The following is a 14,392-nucleotide window of genomic DNA, read 5'->3' as shown; positions in this document are numbered from 1 at the left end:
CACTAAAACAAGGCCGTCTAAATTCGCGCAGGCCCTGATTTGGTTAGGCAAGTTCCGGGAAATTATCATACATGGGCAAAGATGCGGTGTTCTTACGTGCCCCCAGGAAATCGGGCCGTTCCGGATTGAAGAACCCTTCGAACCATAGAAAGCCGTCACCCTCATACTTCGATAACGCGACTTCATCCAGTGGCCCACGCCATTGGTATTTATTGCCGGAATGAGACACGGGATTGGTCCGGATAAAGGAATCGATCCGATCTTCGGACTCTTTCAGACGCGAGGGCCTCGCTAGCATTAGCGTGGGGATGCCGTGAGGTAATACTGGGGCAGAGTGGCTTCCTCGGCCACGAGGTCCGTCTCGGGGGAGCCGAACTCCCCCGTACGAATCAGTTTTTAACTTCATCCTCAGCACCATCAGACATACTGTCCACACCCTGCTTGATGTTCTGCCAGGCAGAGGAAGTCGCCTGCTTGGTGTCCTGCCAGGCGCTGCGGCTGGTTTCCTTGGTGTTTTCCCAGGCCTGACTCATAGCGTCACTGGTCTGGTTCCACCAGCTTTCATCGTATTCTGGTAGCGCCTTGATCTCATCCTGGGTTGCTTCCATATGGATTTCGTAATCCAGATCGTCAAACTCGTTGTTGTCGTCTTCTTCCATACGCAAGGTAAAGGTGCCGCGCTCGGTTACCACATCACGGCCACCCAGGCCCAGCACATCACCGGTCTTGATCACCAGTGAATGAACCGACATGTTGTCATCCAGGAGGACATTCTCTACCTCGCCGACTTCCTCACCGTTCCTGTCATAGACATCGGCATCCATCAAGTCATCTGCAGAATAAAGTCCCTGGGCCGCATAGGCTGGCAGGCCAAAGGCTATGGCACCACCGGCAATAAGGGAAATGCCCATTGTGCGAATCACACGTGTACGAATCATGTTGAACTCCTGTATTTGCTGAACTCCTGAGGGGGGACCCCGCTCTTGCAATCCGGGGTGTTTACAGGTGATGGACAGCGATCACCTTGCCTGTAACGCTAGCAGGGCGTGGATTGATTACCTAATGACGGTATTGCAATGCGCTCAGCAGCTGCAGTGTGGCCTAGTGCACAGACGTTCCTGACACGGCAGGTGCAGCATAAGGTCAGATCGTTGTGACACTAGGGACAGGCTCATGATCTTACTTTCGATAGCACTCATTCTGTTCGGCCTTCCCCTGCTGGCAGGAGGGGGCTGGCTCATCGTTCTAGGTGGCAGCTGGTTCTACGCCCTTGCCGGTACAGCCCTGATAATCATCGCGCTTTTGTTGAAATCCCAGCGCGCGCTCGCCCAGACCTTTTACGCCCTGCTGCTGGTTGCCACTGCCATCTGGGCATACTGGGAGGCCGGCTTCGACTGGTGGCCGCTGGCGTCCCGGCTGGGTGTCCTTTTATTGCTGGCCATTCCGTTGCTTTTGCCGGGCTCGGCGAAGCATCGGCAGGGGGCAATAACTCTTGCCATTGCCTGGGTGGCCGTCGGCCTGTTTACGGTGGCGAGCATCCCCTACGATGCTCACCGCATTGACGGTGAGTTGACCACCGATTCGGTGATCCCGAACCCCAGACTCGGGGATGTCCCGGAGGGCGACTGGCTCAGCTACGGGCGCAGCAATCTCGGTCAACGATATTCGCCGCTGGACCAGATCACGCCCGAAAACGTCCGCGAGCTGGAACTGACCTGGGAGTACCAGACCGGCGACCGCAAAGGGCCCGATGATATTGGCGAGACCACCTACGAAGCCACCCCGCTGAAAGTAGGCAACACGCTCTACCTGTGCACACCTCATAACTGGCTGGTGGCATTGAATGCAGACAATGGAGAGGAGCGCTGGGTTTATGATGCGCAAGTGCCGCTGGAAAGCCAGCGCCAGCATCAGACGTGCCGGGGCGTATCCTACTTGCCGCCCAGCTCGGAATTCGACGATCTCCCGGAGGTAAAAACCCTTCAGATCCCTGCGGAAAACCAGACCAGCGGGCCATGTGATTCCCAGCTTTTTCTGCCCACATCCGATGCCCGGCTACTGGCTCTGGATCCGGTTACCGGCGCCCGCTGCAGCAATTTTGCAGATGACGGCTCACTGGATCTCCTCCATAACATGCCATACACCCAGGCCGGCTTTTATTACTCTACGTCACCCCCGGTGGTTGCCAATGGAGTGGTGGTGGTTGCCGGTTCTGTCAATGATAACTACGACATCAACTCGCCTTCCGGGGTTATTCGTGCCTACGACGTTAAAACCGGCGAGCTGGTGTGGAACTGGGACCCTGCACGACCGCAACAGACGCAACCCATCAGTGAAAAGGCAACCTACTCGACCAGCTCTCCCAATAGCTGGTCCATTGCCAGCGCTGACGAAGAGCTCGGACTGGTCTATTTCCCGATGGGTAATCGCACGCCGGACCAGCTTGGCATGTACCGGACCCCGGAAGAAGAAACCTATGCTTCCTCAGTGGTCGCGCTCAGCCTGGAAACCGGACAGGTGGCGTGGGTGCAGCAGTTCGTTCATCACGATCTCTGGGACATGGATACGCCGGCCCAGCCCAGCCTCGTGGATATCGAAACCACCGAGGGTGTGCAACCGGGACTGGTGGTACCCACGAAGCAGGGGGATGTGTACGTGTTGAACCGGGAAACCGGTGAACCACTGATCCCCATCACCGAGCAGCGCACTCCCCAGGGCACCATTGAAGGCGACTATGCGGCGCCGACCCAGCCGATTTCCGGGCTGAGCTTCCGCCCGCCAACCCTGAAGGCATCCGATATGTGGGGCGCAAGTCTCATCGATCAAATGATCTGTCGCATCAAATTCCAGTCCCTGCGCTACGAAGGCATATACACGCCGCCGTCAGTACAGGGCACCCTCGTCTATCCCGGCAATTTCGGTGTTTTCAACTGGGGGGGCATTGCTGTGGACCCCGAGCGCCAGGTGATGTTCGGGATGCCCTTGTACATGGCGTTTATCCAGCGCCTGGTGCCAAAAGACGGCGGCACGCCCATGGGTGCCACAAACCAGGGTGAATTAGGTATTAACGAAAATGTAGGAGCGGAATACGCAGTGGAAATGATGCCCTTGATGTCTCCTTTGGACATCCCCTGCCAACGCCCCCCGTGGGGCTATGTGGCAGGTGCTGACCTGCGTACTGGGGAGATCGTTTGGCAGCGCAAGAACGGCACCATTGAAGACATGGCGCCCATCCCGATTCCTCTGGAGCTGGGGGTTCCCGGGATTGGCGGTCCCATCATCACCCGCGGCGGTGTGGTGTTCCTTGCCGCCACTGTCGATAACTATCTTCGCGCCTACAACCTGACCGATGGCGAGGAACTGTGGCGAGCCCGTCTTCCGGCAGGGGGCCAGGCCACCCCTATGACCTACCTGAACAGCCAGGGAGAACAGATGGTGGTGCTGGTTGCAGGCGGGCACGGCTCGGTCGGGACTACGCTTGGCGATTATGTGCTGGCCTACAAACTGAATCAGCCATAACCGGTTAGTGCATCTATTCACAGATCAGTGAGCTTTAGAGCGCATCCGAGTCTTCCCGTTCAACGGCAGACCATTCCCAACCTTCCCGGCGAACAAGCCTGTGTAAACGAACCCGTCGGTTTTTCTGATGGTCGAACGCATCATCCTGATTATCCGCCAGTGGTACGTTCTTGATTTTGAGGAGTCCAATGGCAGGCAACGGTGGCGCGCCTACGTCAGCGTTGTTACTCTTTTGCTCGGACCTGTCCAGATAATGGGAGATAACGTTTCGAGTATTATCCACCGTAAACGAATTCCACCGGTAGTCTGATTGCAAACCCTCTGTCAGCAAACTGAGTGCATCGTCCAGGCGGCCCAGTTGAACACCGAGAGAGAAGCGGCTTTGCCTGCAATGAAACAGATCAAGCAGCGGATAAGCTAATCGTTGCTCCGAACACTGAATCAAGTCCGAGGAAATCTGCCCAAGCGCGTTTTCAAACCCCTGGGTATTATTGTGCTGCCAGGCTCGCCAAACCATTTCCTGAGGGCTACTGCCCAATAAAGAAATCGAGAACGCCAGCTTTCTCCGCGCAACCGCCCCCTGAACCACTGGCACCGCATAAGTAATAATCAGGGTGACCAAGACCAGCCCGTTAAACGCCGCCAGCGCCGTTAAAAGGCGCGTGAACTCTCCGCCCGGCTTGAAATCCCCCATACCCAGAGAAGCCAACAAAATAAATGCGATCCGCTAAATTCGCTGTTTGCCCGCTTTGTGCCTCGATCACTCCGTACGGAAAAGCGCTGAAAATAAGCAGCCATCCGGACCATAGGGACAGCACCCACACAGACCCTACTGCCACAATGGCAATGGGCCCCGCGGTAACCAGTACGGCACGACGACCAAAGACAGCGTGGGCCTTTGCCGAGGCTGAATCGACGGCGATGGTAATCAGTCTGGTAATTGGCCCACTCCCCTGCGTAGTGAGGGTCGTCCATGCAACGTCAACCATCACGATGACGAGAACGATAATTCCAGACACTGCCAACAATTGTGTATTCACCCTGCCTCCACTACGACGGGACCGCGTTTACTAGCCCGGGCCCCGATTTGGTCAGGCAAGTTCCGGGAAATCATCATACATGGTCAGAGGTGCGGTGTTCTTACGTGCCCCCAGGAAATCGGGCCGTTCCGAGTTGGCGGCATAGGGCTCTACCAATAAATTGTCGACACTGTTGTAGACAAAAAACAGATTAGACCTGGGCCAGGGGGACATATTGCTGTTCGACGCGTGCAGAGTGTTGCTCTCGAAAAGCATCAGCGACCCTGCCGGCCCTTTCGGAGCCTGAATACCGCCGCGATTGGCCATCATAGCCAGTGCTTTCTGGTCCGGAACCCCCAGCCGCTGGGACCTGAGGGATTGTTGCCAATTGAGGTCCGGCGTTTCACCCACGCAAGGGATGAAGTAGTGATGGGAACCGGGAATCAGCATCAGCGGTCCATTGAACTCGTTGTTGTCCGTGAGCATCAGCGAGGCGCTTACCGCCCGCATGCGGGGCATTCCATCTTCACAGTGCCAGGTTTCGAAGTCCGAGTGCCAGTAAAACCCACTGCCTTCAAATCCGTACTTGTCGTTGATCCGCGATTGATGAATGTAGACCTCACCGCCAAGCAGCTGCCTGACCATGCCCAGGATGCGAGGGTCTCGGGTCAGGCGATTGAAATGATCTGAAAGCTCATGCATGGCGAATACTGAACGGATGTCACCCGTATTGGGATCCTGGATCACCTGGTCAGATGCCAGAAGTTCCTTGTCCTGCGCCATCTGACGCAGTTCCTCAAAGAATGGCGCCATCCGTTCCTGATTGAAGAACCCTTCGAACCATAGAAAGCCGTCACGCTCATACTTCGATAACGCGACTTCATCCAGTGGCCCATGCCATCGGTATTCATTGCCGGAATGAATCACCGGATTGGTTCGGATAAAGGGATCGATCCGATCTTCGGACTCTTTCAGGCGCGAAGGAAAGGCATCATTGGATTGGCTCATAGCAAAACTCCTTTGCCGTAGTACAGATCAGAATGTCTATGAATCAATCGCGCGTCTGTGCGTTAACCTACGCAAAGGCCTCGCTAGCATTATCCTGCGGACTCCGAGAAGTGTTACTGGGGTAGAATGGCTTCCTCATTCAATCGACCGCACCAGGCGGGCATATCACGAACCAGTGCGTAGGATTCGTGAGCTTTCAGCTTTTCTTTCAAAAGTTCTTGGGGCATGCGAAAGCCCTCCGTATGGGCAGAATCGATCGGAGCTAATTGCGATTGATGCTTCCGGATAGCTCGGTGCTTCACACCGACAATGTCTGAAATGTTAAGGCAATACTCCACCTCATTGGCGGTCACCTGAGTAGGCCGTTGTTCAGGTGGCCAGATCTGGTAGCTGAAAAAATGTGCCACAGAAAGCGTTGCGACGGCTTCGGTAACAAAGCGGGCCGTCTGCTGATGGTCGGCATGGCGATCGTCAATGGCTGGCACAAACACGGTTCTGATGCTGCGTGACTGAATAACATCCTGAATCACCGCTACAACGCGTTCGTACATAGCACCTGTCAGTTGCTCCATCCCGCCATCAGACAGTCCAAGTGAGATAATGTCCGGTTCCTTCAATCCGAGGGCTTTCAAAGCGCGGTGTTGCTCGCGTTTACGGATGTTACCAAGCTTTTCCTGCCATGCTGTGTCACCCGGGTGCGAACCCTCCCCGTTGGTCATCGACAACACGGAGACAGGGCATGCAATTTCTGCGCATCGGGCGATCAGTCCACCGCATCCTAAAGTTTCATCGTCTGGATGGGGAGAGGCTATGAGTACCGGGCCCAAAGTCGATAGCGGAATGGCGCCATGATGGAAATGGCAGCATGCGAGCTTCAAATCGTGAGAAGGGGCGACATGATATTTTCTCTGCGCGCTTACTGCCTGCTCCATCGAATGTTGCCTCCTGTCCCTGAAGCATGCCCATCATCAGTTCCGCGCCAGCAGACCGCTTTCACAACTTGCTCATTTCTGTGGGCTCTCTTCCTTCGGCAAAACGGCGGGCTGAAATTGAATGCTACAGCCACCTCGGTTCCCCGGTTGTCATTACGGCCGTTGAAAAGCACGGTTCCCCAGGTTTGTATTTCCGAGCCTTCCAGAGAGCGCCAGGCCAATAGCTTGTTCGGCTGGTCATCAACCACTTCCGCGTCCCACTCAACGCCAGGGCCTGCTGGACCCCGGGCGACCCAGTGGTAGACGTCTCCCTCCTGACGCTCGACCCGCTCAAGAAAGCTCATGACTTGGGGAAGGTTCTTGAAATCTTTCCAGAACCGGTAAACCGTTTCAGGAGAGCAATTGATAGTGGTGTGACTCTCAAGCTTTACATCTTTAGGAGAGCTCAGTGCCCTCAAGGTTCCGGCGTTGCGACGCCAATAGAAAGCGATTCCTGCGGTGACCGCCACTATACCCAGCAAGAGCCCCAGTTCCCTGGAGTGAGAGGAAATAAATGACGTTGATCGATGGTTGCCTGAGTTATTCATGCCGGTTCTCCGCGAAAAATAAAAGTAAAAGGGTTGTTTGCGCATCCTGAGCCGTCAGAATTCGCAAAATCGTATAGGTAGCATGGTGATTTGCAGCTTGTGTGCCAGAGTTGGAACATAGGGTCGGTAAAGTGCCGAAAGTGCCGAATTTGCCACTAACTGTCTGTTTGAAAGGCCGATGAATCCCAGCGGTGGATGACCGGACGATAGAATTGTCGGTAGAGCGACGAAAAATTCAGGTCAGTCTTACACTTGGTCAGGTAAGTTTTACCGGCGCTTTTGCCAGTCACTGCGCGGGCGGACGGTTCCATAAGGTACTGCGATGCTGTTCACCACGGCGTTTGCAGAGCGCACGGCGGATTCAAGCAGTGGCACCCCTTCGTAAGCCCAGGAGCCACAGAAGAAGACTTTGCGGCCTGGCTGGCGGTGCCAGCGGACGAGGGCATCGTGGACCCGGGCAGTGCCGCGGTGAACGACAGCACGTTCCAGCGGAACCCGCGCGAGCACAGTGTCCGGGTACGGCTCGTAAAGTGGGTTCCAGGTCTGGAACACAGGCGCGCTGTTCCTGAGAGTGGGCTCCACCTTGTTGACCCATACAGTGAACATGGGCTTTTCCAGCGCTTCATCCATCTGGAAATTCAGCGCGGTCCAGTCATGTTTCTTTGAAGGCATGAAGCGTGGGTCCTGATGGACCCAGAGTTCGCCCGAGGCAAATCCGATATTTTTCAGGGTTTCCCGCTCTTCACCAAACTGCGTGTCATTCAGAAAGCTCAACTGGTTGGCCTGGGTAGCAACGATCACCCGGTCAAATACACCGCCTTCGCCCCGTTCGTTGTAGACCTGCACGCCTTCGCGGCTTTCTTCAACCGTTGTCACAGGGCTGCCGGAATGCAGTGGCAGGCCTTTGGCCAGCCCCTGAACCAGAGCTGAGGTGCCACCCTCGAGGCGGTAAAGGTCTTTGCCGTAGAGAATGCCATGGAGCAACGAGAGCAGCTGCGCCGCCGGCCAGTTCAGTAGATGGTTTTCTTCGCAGGTGCAAATGGTGGTAAGAATGGGCAATACCAGCCCACGCCAGAACAGGGGGTCGAAGTCGTGGTACTCCAGGATTTCGCCCAGGGTTGCGTCGGTGTATGGGTGTTGAAGCTTGCGCGTCAGGTGTCCCAGTTGCCGTATACCCAAACCCATGCGAAGCGCACGGGTGTTCAGGTAGCGCCACGAGCCAAGAAAAGGCCAGCCAAGAACCGGCACTTCTCCACTGCGAAACCAGGTGTAGCGATTGGTCCAGCTGCAGGAGGCGTGCACTTGTACCTTGAAGGTGCCCACACCCACCTCTTTGGCCAGCTGGAGCACGCAGGGCCAGGCGTCGGGACTCATTACTCGCAGAGGCACATCGACCCGGCCGTCCTCCATTGCAAGGGCGTGGGCATCCATGCCATGGCTGTCGCGGGCTTCGAATACGGTGACATCGTGGCCTGCGCGACGAGCCCCGTAGGCCGCCGCCAGTCCCGCTATGCCACTACCAATCACTGCAATTGAGTAGGCCATCCACTAATAGTTAGTTCCACCATGAGTCTTGCCGGAATCTGAACCTGATCCCGGTGAGGCCGGAGGCGGCGGCGCGGCCGATTGCCCAGCGCCGGTTGCTGCCGGGGCGTCCTCTCCACCTGTAGAGCTAGATGTAGTCTTATTCGTAGTCTTCGCTGAGGGCATGCCCCCTGCTGGTGTATCGTAGCTCTCTGCACTGTCCGGGGAAGCCTTTCCCTGCAAATCCTGCAGCTTTTCCTCTGCTTTCTCCTTGATAGCGTCTGTTCCCCTGTCGCTCCAATCTCCCATCACCCGATCCTCCGTCGAGGTCCGTGGCAGGAGGGCTCCCAGAGTGGCTCCGGCTGCCACTGCCAGAATTCCAACCAACAAAGGTTGTTCACGTAGCAGCTGAGTATACCCCTCGCGCGCATCACGAAGCCCACTACGTGCATTTTCGGCAGTGTGGCGGCCGCTGTCTCTTACCCGGTGCATAACATCACTGGCACCTTCGGCCACTTTATGGCCAGCTTCCCGTGTACGTTCGGCGGCGTCCCTGGTGCGTTCGGCGGAGCCACGGGAGGATGAATTGGGGCTGCTGGAGGCGGTTATCAGCCAGATCAGGCTCACCCCCGCAAGCACGGTTGGAATCGGATTGCTTTCCACCCGATTGACGAGATTGCGAATGAAGTCAACATCACCTGTGTTCCGGACCATTGAAATTCCCCGATTGAGCAGTTCCGTGGGAGAAAGCTGATGCATCAGCTTGTCAACTGTACCCTCAAGATCTTCACGTGCACCGTCAGCCTCACGCTCCAGATCCGCAGGATCTTTTTTCAGATCGTTTTTAAATTGCTCTTTTGCAGTCGTCATAACGCCTTTCCTTTTACTGATTCCGTATCTTTCTTGACGCTGTCCATGGTGCGTTCCGGCTTCAGGCTGGACGATTCCAGCTTCTTCTTGCCCGTCGTTACCATAATCAGCCCTATAACGGTCACTACCCCACCAACAATCAGGGCGGCCATCCAAAGCTCCATCCATTCTCCAAGACCCAACGTGGCAGCAGCGAGCAGGACCAAGTATCCGGAATTCAATACCATCACGCCGCTGAGAAGCCCCGATATTGCTTTTTTGGTATCGGTGAGTGTGTGGGACACTTCCGAGCCCGCCAAAGCCAGTTCTTTGCGAAGAAGAAGAGCGAGATCGTCGATTAGATGTCGGAACAATTCATAAAATCGCACTTTGTCCTCGGGCTGGCTGGCAGCTTGTGAGGCACTGTTTGGCCTGGACGAATCGAGATTTCCATTCTGAGCGGCATCAGCCATTTTAACCTCCTGGAATTCCTTGTTAGAGAGCTCTTGTTTGCTCAGCGATTCTCACCAGTCGATCTTGAAGATGCTTTGAGAAACCGGCTTAAAGCGATCCCAATAGCCACACTGCCAAGCACGAAAATCGTCGGGTTCTGGCGAGCCAGACGCGCCAGATCCTGAATCAAATCCTCGGAGGTACGTTTTTCAAGCCGTTCGGCGTATTCAGACAGCCCGGAAGCGATGGAGGTCGTTGTCTGAGCCAAAGTTTCCTCTCCCTGATCCCGGAAAGTGTCTGCTGCTCGACCTATCGCTTCAGCACCGTGACTGACGGTGCTGGAAACGGTCGTTTTAGCTATGTCCGTACCTTCTTTAACCTTGGCATTTGCGGCTTTCTTCACTTCAACTGCGAGCTCGCTGGCACCGCCTTCGGCGGAACCGGATTCGGCGCCTGGCTCGGAACGCTTTTCATTCCCGGTTGCGCCCGCCTGTTGTGACGATGTACCAGGCAATGGCGGTGATTTAGGCGGTGGCTGCGTACCCCTGCCTTGATGAGCATTCGGATCGTTTGGTTCCATAGTATTTCTCCTGAGATGCTGGATGACATTTCAAACTTCTCGCGTTTGAACACAGATAAACGTTGCATAGCCCGTGCCACAGCCGGTGATGCCGCACTGCACAGGTCCAGACGAGAGAAAAGCAATGCGTCGGGGAGGAAGTGATAGAGGTAAAGATGGCAAGATGTGCACGCAATCGGAAAATTCTACTCAAACGGTTCCTGGGGAGAGAGGGAATGAACCGGGGCCTAAATGGGGCGAGCCGGAGGGAGACCGATCGCCCTCCGGTTTATCTGACAATGTCGCTTCAGATCACTGCCTTCACTGCTCCAGGGTCGTCCCCGATTTGGATTCGGACCCGCTATCAAACTCCTCTTTGGTCACACTTCCATCGTCGTCACGGTCGTACTGCTTCATCATACGTTCACCGCGGTCTTTATCGCCCTGGTTGTCCGAGCTTCCTGCCGCAGTGGCGCCGAAGCGGTTGAGCTCATCCTCATCAAGCTCACCATCCTTGTTCCGATCAAGCTCATCGAAATCCGCGCCGTGCGCAGATGTGCTCGCTTGGCCTCCGGCGTCGTTGGTGCCAATGTTGCCAACGTTGCCCTGGCCAGTCGTTTGCGGATTGTCACTGCCCATGCTCTTCTCTGCCGCCAGCAGCGGAGTTGAGAACAGCGCAGCCGAAATCGCTGTTGAAATTAATAATTGTTTAAACATGATTATTCCCTCTTTGAGAGATTTTAGATTCCGGGCTCGTGCCCGGTGACATCACTCATCTCGCAAGCCCCGTGCCACGCCTGATAGCCGGGGATAGTTGCTCTCAGAATTTATTTTTCTAGCCCGCTTTATCAATAAGTTAGTGAGATTATCGTCGGGCGACTCAGGAGGGGTTCGGAAATAGTGGTACCAATCGGGCCGCGGAAAGGGGTTTTGGTCCGTCAAATTTTCTTGGTGCTTACCCGAATTTACCGAATTGCTGCTAATCCATTGGTCGGTTCGTGTGTTTGCAGCTGCGTTGGCAATCGCACAGAAGCGAGCTTTGCCGCCGTGTTAGCTTGAGTTGAGGGAATGGGCCCATTCGGCATTGGGACGCATCGATGTGAAAAGGAGCAATTCATGAAGCTCGTAGAGGCAAAAACTATACCTCTCTCAAATAATGATAGCTCTGCGATCCCACCGCATTTACTTATTGTCAGTAACAATGGTCGGGGCCTGGCAGAGATGGTTGGCAACCTCCATTTCACCACCACCTACACGGAAGTGGAGAGCCATGCCAGGCACATTCTGCGCAGTGCTTACCCTATCTGCCTGGTACTGGATATAGACAGGGAGACGATTGGACAACTGGAATTGATCAGATTGGCGATGGAGTACTCTGCAACGATCATTGTCGTTGGCCCGGCGGAGAGTAACTCGTTTGCCAGGCAGTGCCTGAGCCAAGGTGCAAGCCATTATCTCGCCAGACCCGTCACCCGTGAGCGACTTTATCAGGCGTTGGGGGTCAATGTGGTTATCGAACGTGACAGCAGGGCGAAGGCAGTGGTAGGTCCGGAACAAGAAACAGCCGCAGCGGAGTTCAGCATGGCTTCGAGCACTTCAGTCAAAATGCAGGAGATAACAGCCCAGGTGAGAAAGGTTGCCCCAACCACCGCCAACGTCTTTATCCGTGGTGAGAGTGGCACAGGCAAAGAGATTGTCGCCCAGGAAATCCACAGGCTCAGTGATCGGTGGGACCGCCCTTTTGTACCCGTAAATTGCGGCGCGATTTCTCCCCAGTTGATAGAAAGTGAGCTGTTTGGTCACGAGAAAGGCAGCTTTACGGGAGCAGTGAGAGAACATAAAGGGGTCTTTGAGCGAGCCAGTGGCGGGACATTGTTTCTCGATGAAATCACTGAGATGCCTGTAGACCTGCAGGTCAAGTTGCTGCGGGTCCTGGAAACCCGTCGATTCAACCGCGTCGGTAGTGATGGTGAGATAGCGGCAGATGTCCGCATCGTGGCAGCCACCAACTGCTGTCCGGAAACCAAAGTGAGAGAAGGCCAGTTTAGGGCAGACCTACTCTATCGTCTGCAGGTTTTTCCCATCGCGCTTCCTCCCCTGAGGGAAAGAGCAGAGGACATCCGAATACTCGCCAGACACTTCCTGCGGGAGCTCAATGAACAGGATGGGCGCAAAATTGATTTCTCAGACGCGGCTTTACGGATACTTGAGAAACATTCCTGGCCGGGCAATCTGCGCGAATTGAAAAATGCGGTCCAACGAGCCTACATCATGGCCGATCGATTAATCACAGCGGATGAGATACCAGACGATGTCGTTCATCCTCTGAACAATCAGATCAACCAGGGGCCCTCTGTGACCGTAAGTATTGGCTCCTCTGTGGCAGAGGCAGAAAAGACCCTGATCTTTGCTACCCTGCACGAGTGCCGGGGTAAGAAGGAGAAGGCCGCCAATATTCTCGGGGTCAGCATGAAAACCCTTTACAACCGGTTAAAGCACTATGAAAACCGCAATGATGCGTGACGATACCTACGATAGGCACAAAGGCGACATTTTCAAACCTTTACCAGGGAGACAAAGGTCTGTTTCGTTCCTCAGACGTGCTATAAAAACACATTCGGTTTGACCGGGATTCTTTAGCAATATACATGGCTTTATCTGCCGCTTGCAGCAGAGCAAGAGGATCAGACGCATCTTCGGGGTAGAGCGAGATTCCAATGCTGACGGAAATCCGCGCGGGCTGATGCTTGGTCTGGAAAGGCCTTGCGAGTGCATCAATAATGGTCTGGGCTACAACCTCAACATCCTTGTGCTGCCTGGCGGCAGTGAGAATCACGGTGAATTCGTCGCCGCCCAGACGGGCAATCGTATCGTCTTCCCGGACGCAATCAGCAAGGCGCTGTGCAACCTCGCACAGCACACGATCCCCTGCCTCATGGCCGAGCGAGTCATTGACTTCCTTGAAGCCATCAAGATCCAGGAACAGTAGCGCAAGGGGCAGGCTACTGCGTTTTGCGTGCTTGACCTCCTGTTCCAGCCGGTCCAGAAAAAGTCGGCGATTAGGAAGCCCGGTCAAAAAATCATGGTGAGCAGTATGCCATATGGTTTCTTCGGCAATGGCCTGTTCGGTAATATCCCGGGAAATGCAGACCATCGCTTCCGTGTTTCGATCTTCATCCAACACCGGCGCAAGCACATAGTCGAACCGTTCACCCTGGCCGGAAGCAAACGTGTGAGAAAATTTACCCCGGTAGGTGGCCTGGTCAGCAATCACCTTTTCAAGATTTCGATTAAAGTCCGGAGCAAAGGGAAACCCGAGGTCGAAATTGGACTTTCCGATGATCGCATCGGGTGGCAGAGCGAAAAGGTCGGCAGTGGCCTTATTGGCATAAATAAATCGGCCCCTGAGATCCAGCACATAAATCGGATCCGGCGACGCCACCAGAATGGCACCAAACAGCCGGGTTTCCATCTCTTTGGCGGTCGCATACTGTTCCAGTGATTCGGCAACGGCCTGATCTATTGCTTCATGGAAGCGGGTAAGGTCTTCAAGCTGCTGGCCGGCAATGATTGGATGGGTTTTGGTCCAGTATGACACCACGCTTGCTCGCAGGGCCCGGAACTCGGAAACGGTCTCCATAACACTGAAGCCGCTGGTATGTCGGTCCTCGCCGTGCACCTCTGCCCATGATTCCTCCTCATCCTCTGGCCCCCTGCCCTTCGATTTGGCGGCGCGCTCTGATTCGCTCTGGCCTGAATCAAGGTCGTCAGCAATCTCCAGAAGCATTTCCCTGGCGTGGTCGCGCAGCCCGACCTTGCCCATATGCCTGGCATGGAGGATGGATGTGGCAAATTCTTCCCAATCCTGAAGAATTGGCTCTATTTCTACCCGGATAAAATCCGATAATCGTATAGTCTTCTGCATATTTCAGGCTGCCGAAA

General features: G+C 55.1%; 14 protein-coding genes. 2 read left to right on the top strand and 12 right to left on the bottom strand.

The features are described from left to right. Positions 1–43: 43 nt before the first annotated feature. On the bottom strand, positions 44–229 hold the full coding sequence (locus tag M8010_RS15585) for a hypothetical protein (protein WP_250093483.1): 186 nt from the start codon (positions 227–229) through the stop codon (positions 44–46). 160 nt (positions 230–389) lie between these two features. Continuing rightward, positions 390–938, bottom strand: a complete 549-nt coding sequence (locus tag M8010_RS15580; RefSeq protein WP_250093480.1) for a PRC-barrel domain-containing protein — start codon at positions 936–938, stop codon at positions 390–392. A 235-nt stretch (positions 939–1,173) separates the two neighbouring features. Between M8010_RS15580 and M8010_RS15575 the strand changes: the two genes are divergently transcribed. Next, positions 1,174–3,519: a membrane-bound PQQ-dependent dehydrogenase, glucose/quinate/shikimate family gene (locus M8010_RS15575; RefSeq protein WP_250093479.1), complete on the top strand. Its 2,346-nt coding sequence runs from the start codon at positions 1,174–1,176 to the stop codon at positions 3,517–3,519. Positions 3,520–3,553: 34 nt separating this feature from the next. Here the strand turns inward: M8010_RS15575 and M8010_RS15570 are convergent, their stop codons facing one another. The 9 genes from M8010_RS15570 to M8010_RS15530 form a co-directional block, all read right to left on the bottom strand. Further along, positions 3,554–4,231 carry a hypothetical protein gene (locus tag M8010_RS15570; protein ID WP_250093477.1) on the bottom strand — a complete coding sequence of 226 codons (678 nt, stop codon included), beginning with the start codon at positions 4,229–4,231 and terminating at the stop codon, positions 3,554–3,556. 379 nt (positions 4,232–4,610) lie between these two features. Further along, a complete protein-coding gene (gene thpD / locus M8010_RS15565) occupies positions 4,611–5,546 on the bottom strand; it encodes an ectoine hydroxylase (protein WP_250093475.1) in 936 nt (311 codons plus the stop codon). A gap of 113 nt (positions 5,547–5,659) precedes the next feature. Beyond that, positions 5,660–6,478 (bottom strand): PIG-L deacetylase family protein, encoded by an 819-nt coding sequence (locus M8010_RS15560; protein WP_250093473.1) that lies wholly within the window; start codon positions 6,476–6,478, stop codon positions 5,660–5,662. Next, entirely contained in the window at positions 6,463–7,065 is a 603-nt protein-coding gene (locus tag M8010_RS15555) for an SRPBCC family protein (RefSeq protein ID WP_250093471.1), read from the bottom strand. Before M8010_RS15555 ends, M8010_RS15560 begins: the two co-directional genes overlap by 16 nt. Positions 7,066–7,332: 267 nt before the next feature. Then, positions 7,333–8,610, bottom strand: a complete 1,278-nt coding sequence (locus M8010_RS15550) for an FAD-dependent oxidoreductase (RefSeq protein ID WP_250093470.1) — start codon at positions 8,608–8,610, stop codon at positions 7,333–7,335. Between the two features lie 3 nt (positions 8,611–8,613). Next, a complete protein-coding gene (locus M8010_RS15545; protein ID WP_250093468.1) occupies positions 8,614–9,459 on the bottom strand; it encodes a DUF3618 domain-containing protein in 846 nt (281 codons plus the stop codon). Continuing rightward, a complete protein-coding gene (locus tag M8010_RS15540; protein ID WP_250093466.1) occupies positions 9,456–9,911 on the bottom strand; it encodes a phage holin family protein in 456 nt (151 codons plus the stop codon). Before M8010_RS15540 ends, M8010_RS15545 begins: the two co-directional genes overlap by 4 nt. A gap of 41 nt (positions 9,912–9,952) precedes the next feature. Then, positions 9,953–10,471, bottom strand: coding sequence for a hypothetical protein (locus M8010_RS15535; protein ID WP_250093464.1), 519 nt, complete (start codon positions 10,469–10,471; stop codon positions 9,953–9,955). Positions 10,472–10,771: 300 nt separating this feature from the next. Then, positions 10,772–11,167 (bottom strand): EF-hand domain-containing protein, encoded by a 396-nt coding sequence (locus tag M8010_RS15530; RefSeq protein WP_250093463.1) that lies wholly within the window; start codon positions 11,165–11,167, stop codon positions 10,772–10,774. A 399-nt stretch (positions 11,168–11,566) separates the two neighbouring features. Between M8010_RS15530 and M8010_RS15525 the strand changes: the two genes are divergently transcribed. Further along, a complete protein-coding gene (locus M8010_RS15525) occupies positions 11,567–12,973 on the top strand; it encodes a sigma-54-dependent transcriptional regulator (RefSeq protein ID WP_250093461.1) in 1,407 nt (468 codons plus the stop codon). A 40-nt stretch (positions 12,974–13,013) separates the two neighbouring features. Here the strand turns inward: M8010_RS15525 and M8010_RS15520 are convergent, their stop codons facing one another. Continuing rightward, complete coding sequence (locus M8010_RS15520; RefSeq protein WP_250093460.1) at positions 13,014–14,375, bottom strand: diguanylate cyclase domain-containing protein; 1,362 nt, start codon at positions 14,373–14,375, stop codon at positions 13,014–13,016. Between the last annotated feature and the right edge of the window lie 17 nt (positions 14,376–14,392).

The organism is Marinobacter sp. ATCH36 (genome assembly GCF_023555055.1).
Lineage (GTDB): Bacteria > Pseudomonadota > Gammaproteobacteria > Pseudomonadales > Oleiphilaceae > Marinobacter.
This window is presented reverse-complemented; position numbering and strand designations above follow the sequence as displayed.

Excerpts from the sequence above, each read along its gene's own strand:
- thpD (WP_250093475.1), bottom strand. The coding sequence starts at position 5,546 with ATGAGCCAATCCAATGATGCCTTTCCTTCGCGCCTGAAAGAGTCCGAA.
- M8010_RS15550 (WP_250093470.1), bottom strand. The coding sequence starts at position 8,610 with ATGGCCTACTCAATTGCAGTGATTGGTAGTGGCATAGCGGGACTGGCG.
- M8010_RS15560 (WP_250093473.1), bottom strand. The coding sequence starts at position 6,478 with ATGGAGCAGGCAGTAAGCGCGCAGAGAAAATATCATGTCGCCCCTTCT.
- M8010_RS15555 (WP_250093471.1), bottom strand. The coding sequence starts at position 7,065 with ATGAATAACTCAGGCAACCATCGATCAACGTCATTTATTTCCTCTCAC.
- M8010_RS15545 (WP_250093468.1), bottom strand. The coding sequence starts at position 9,459 with ATGACGACTGCAAAAGAGCAATTTAAAAACGATCTGAAAAAAGATCCT.
- M8010_RS15520 (WP_250093460.1), bottom strand. The coding sequence starts at position 14,375 with ATGCAGAAGACTATACGATTATCGGATTTTATCCGGGTAGAAATAGAG.
- M8010_RS15580 (WP_250093480.1), bottom strand. The coding sequence starts at position 938 with ATGATTCGTACACGTGTGATTCGCACAATGGGCATTTCCCTTATTGCC.
- M8010_RS15575 (WP_250093479.1), top strand. The coding sequence starts at position 1,174 with ATGATCTTACTTTCGATAGCACTCATTCTGTTCGGCCTTCCCCTGCTG.
- M8010_RS15535 (WP_250093464.1), bottom strand. The coding sequence starts at position 10,471 with ATGGAACCAAACGATCCGAATGCTCATCAAGGCAGGGGTACGCAGCCA.
- M8010_RS15540 (WP_250093466.1), bottom strand. The coding sequence starts at position 9,911 with ATGGCTGATGCCGCTCAGAATGGAAATCTCGATTCGTCCAGGCCAAAC.
- M8010_RS15530 (WP_250093463.1), bottom strand. The coding sequence starts at position 11,167 with ATGTTTAAACAATTATTAATTTCAACAGCGATTTCGGCTGCGCTGTTC.
- M8010_RS15525 (WP_250093461.1), top strand. The coding sequence starts at position 11,567 with ATGAAGCTCGTAGAGGCAAAAACTATACCTCTCTCAAATAATGATAGC.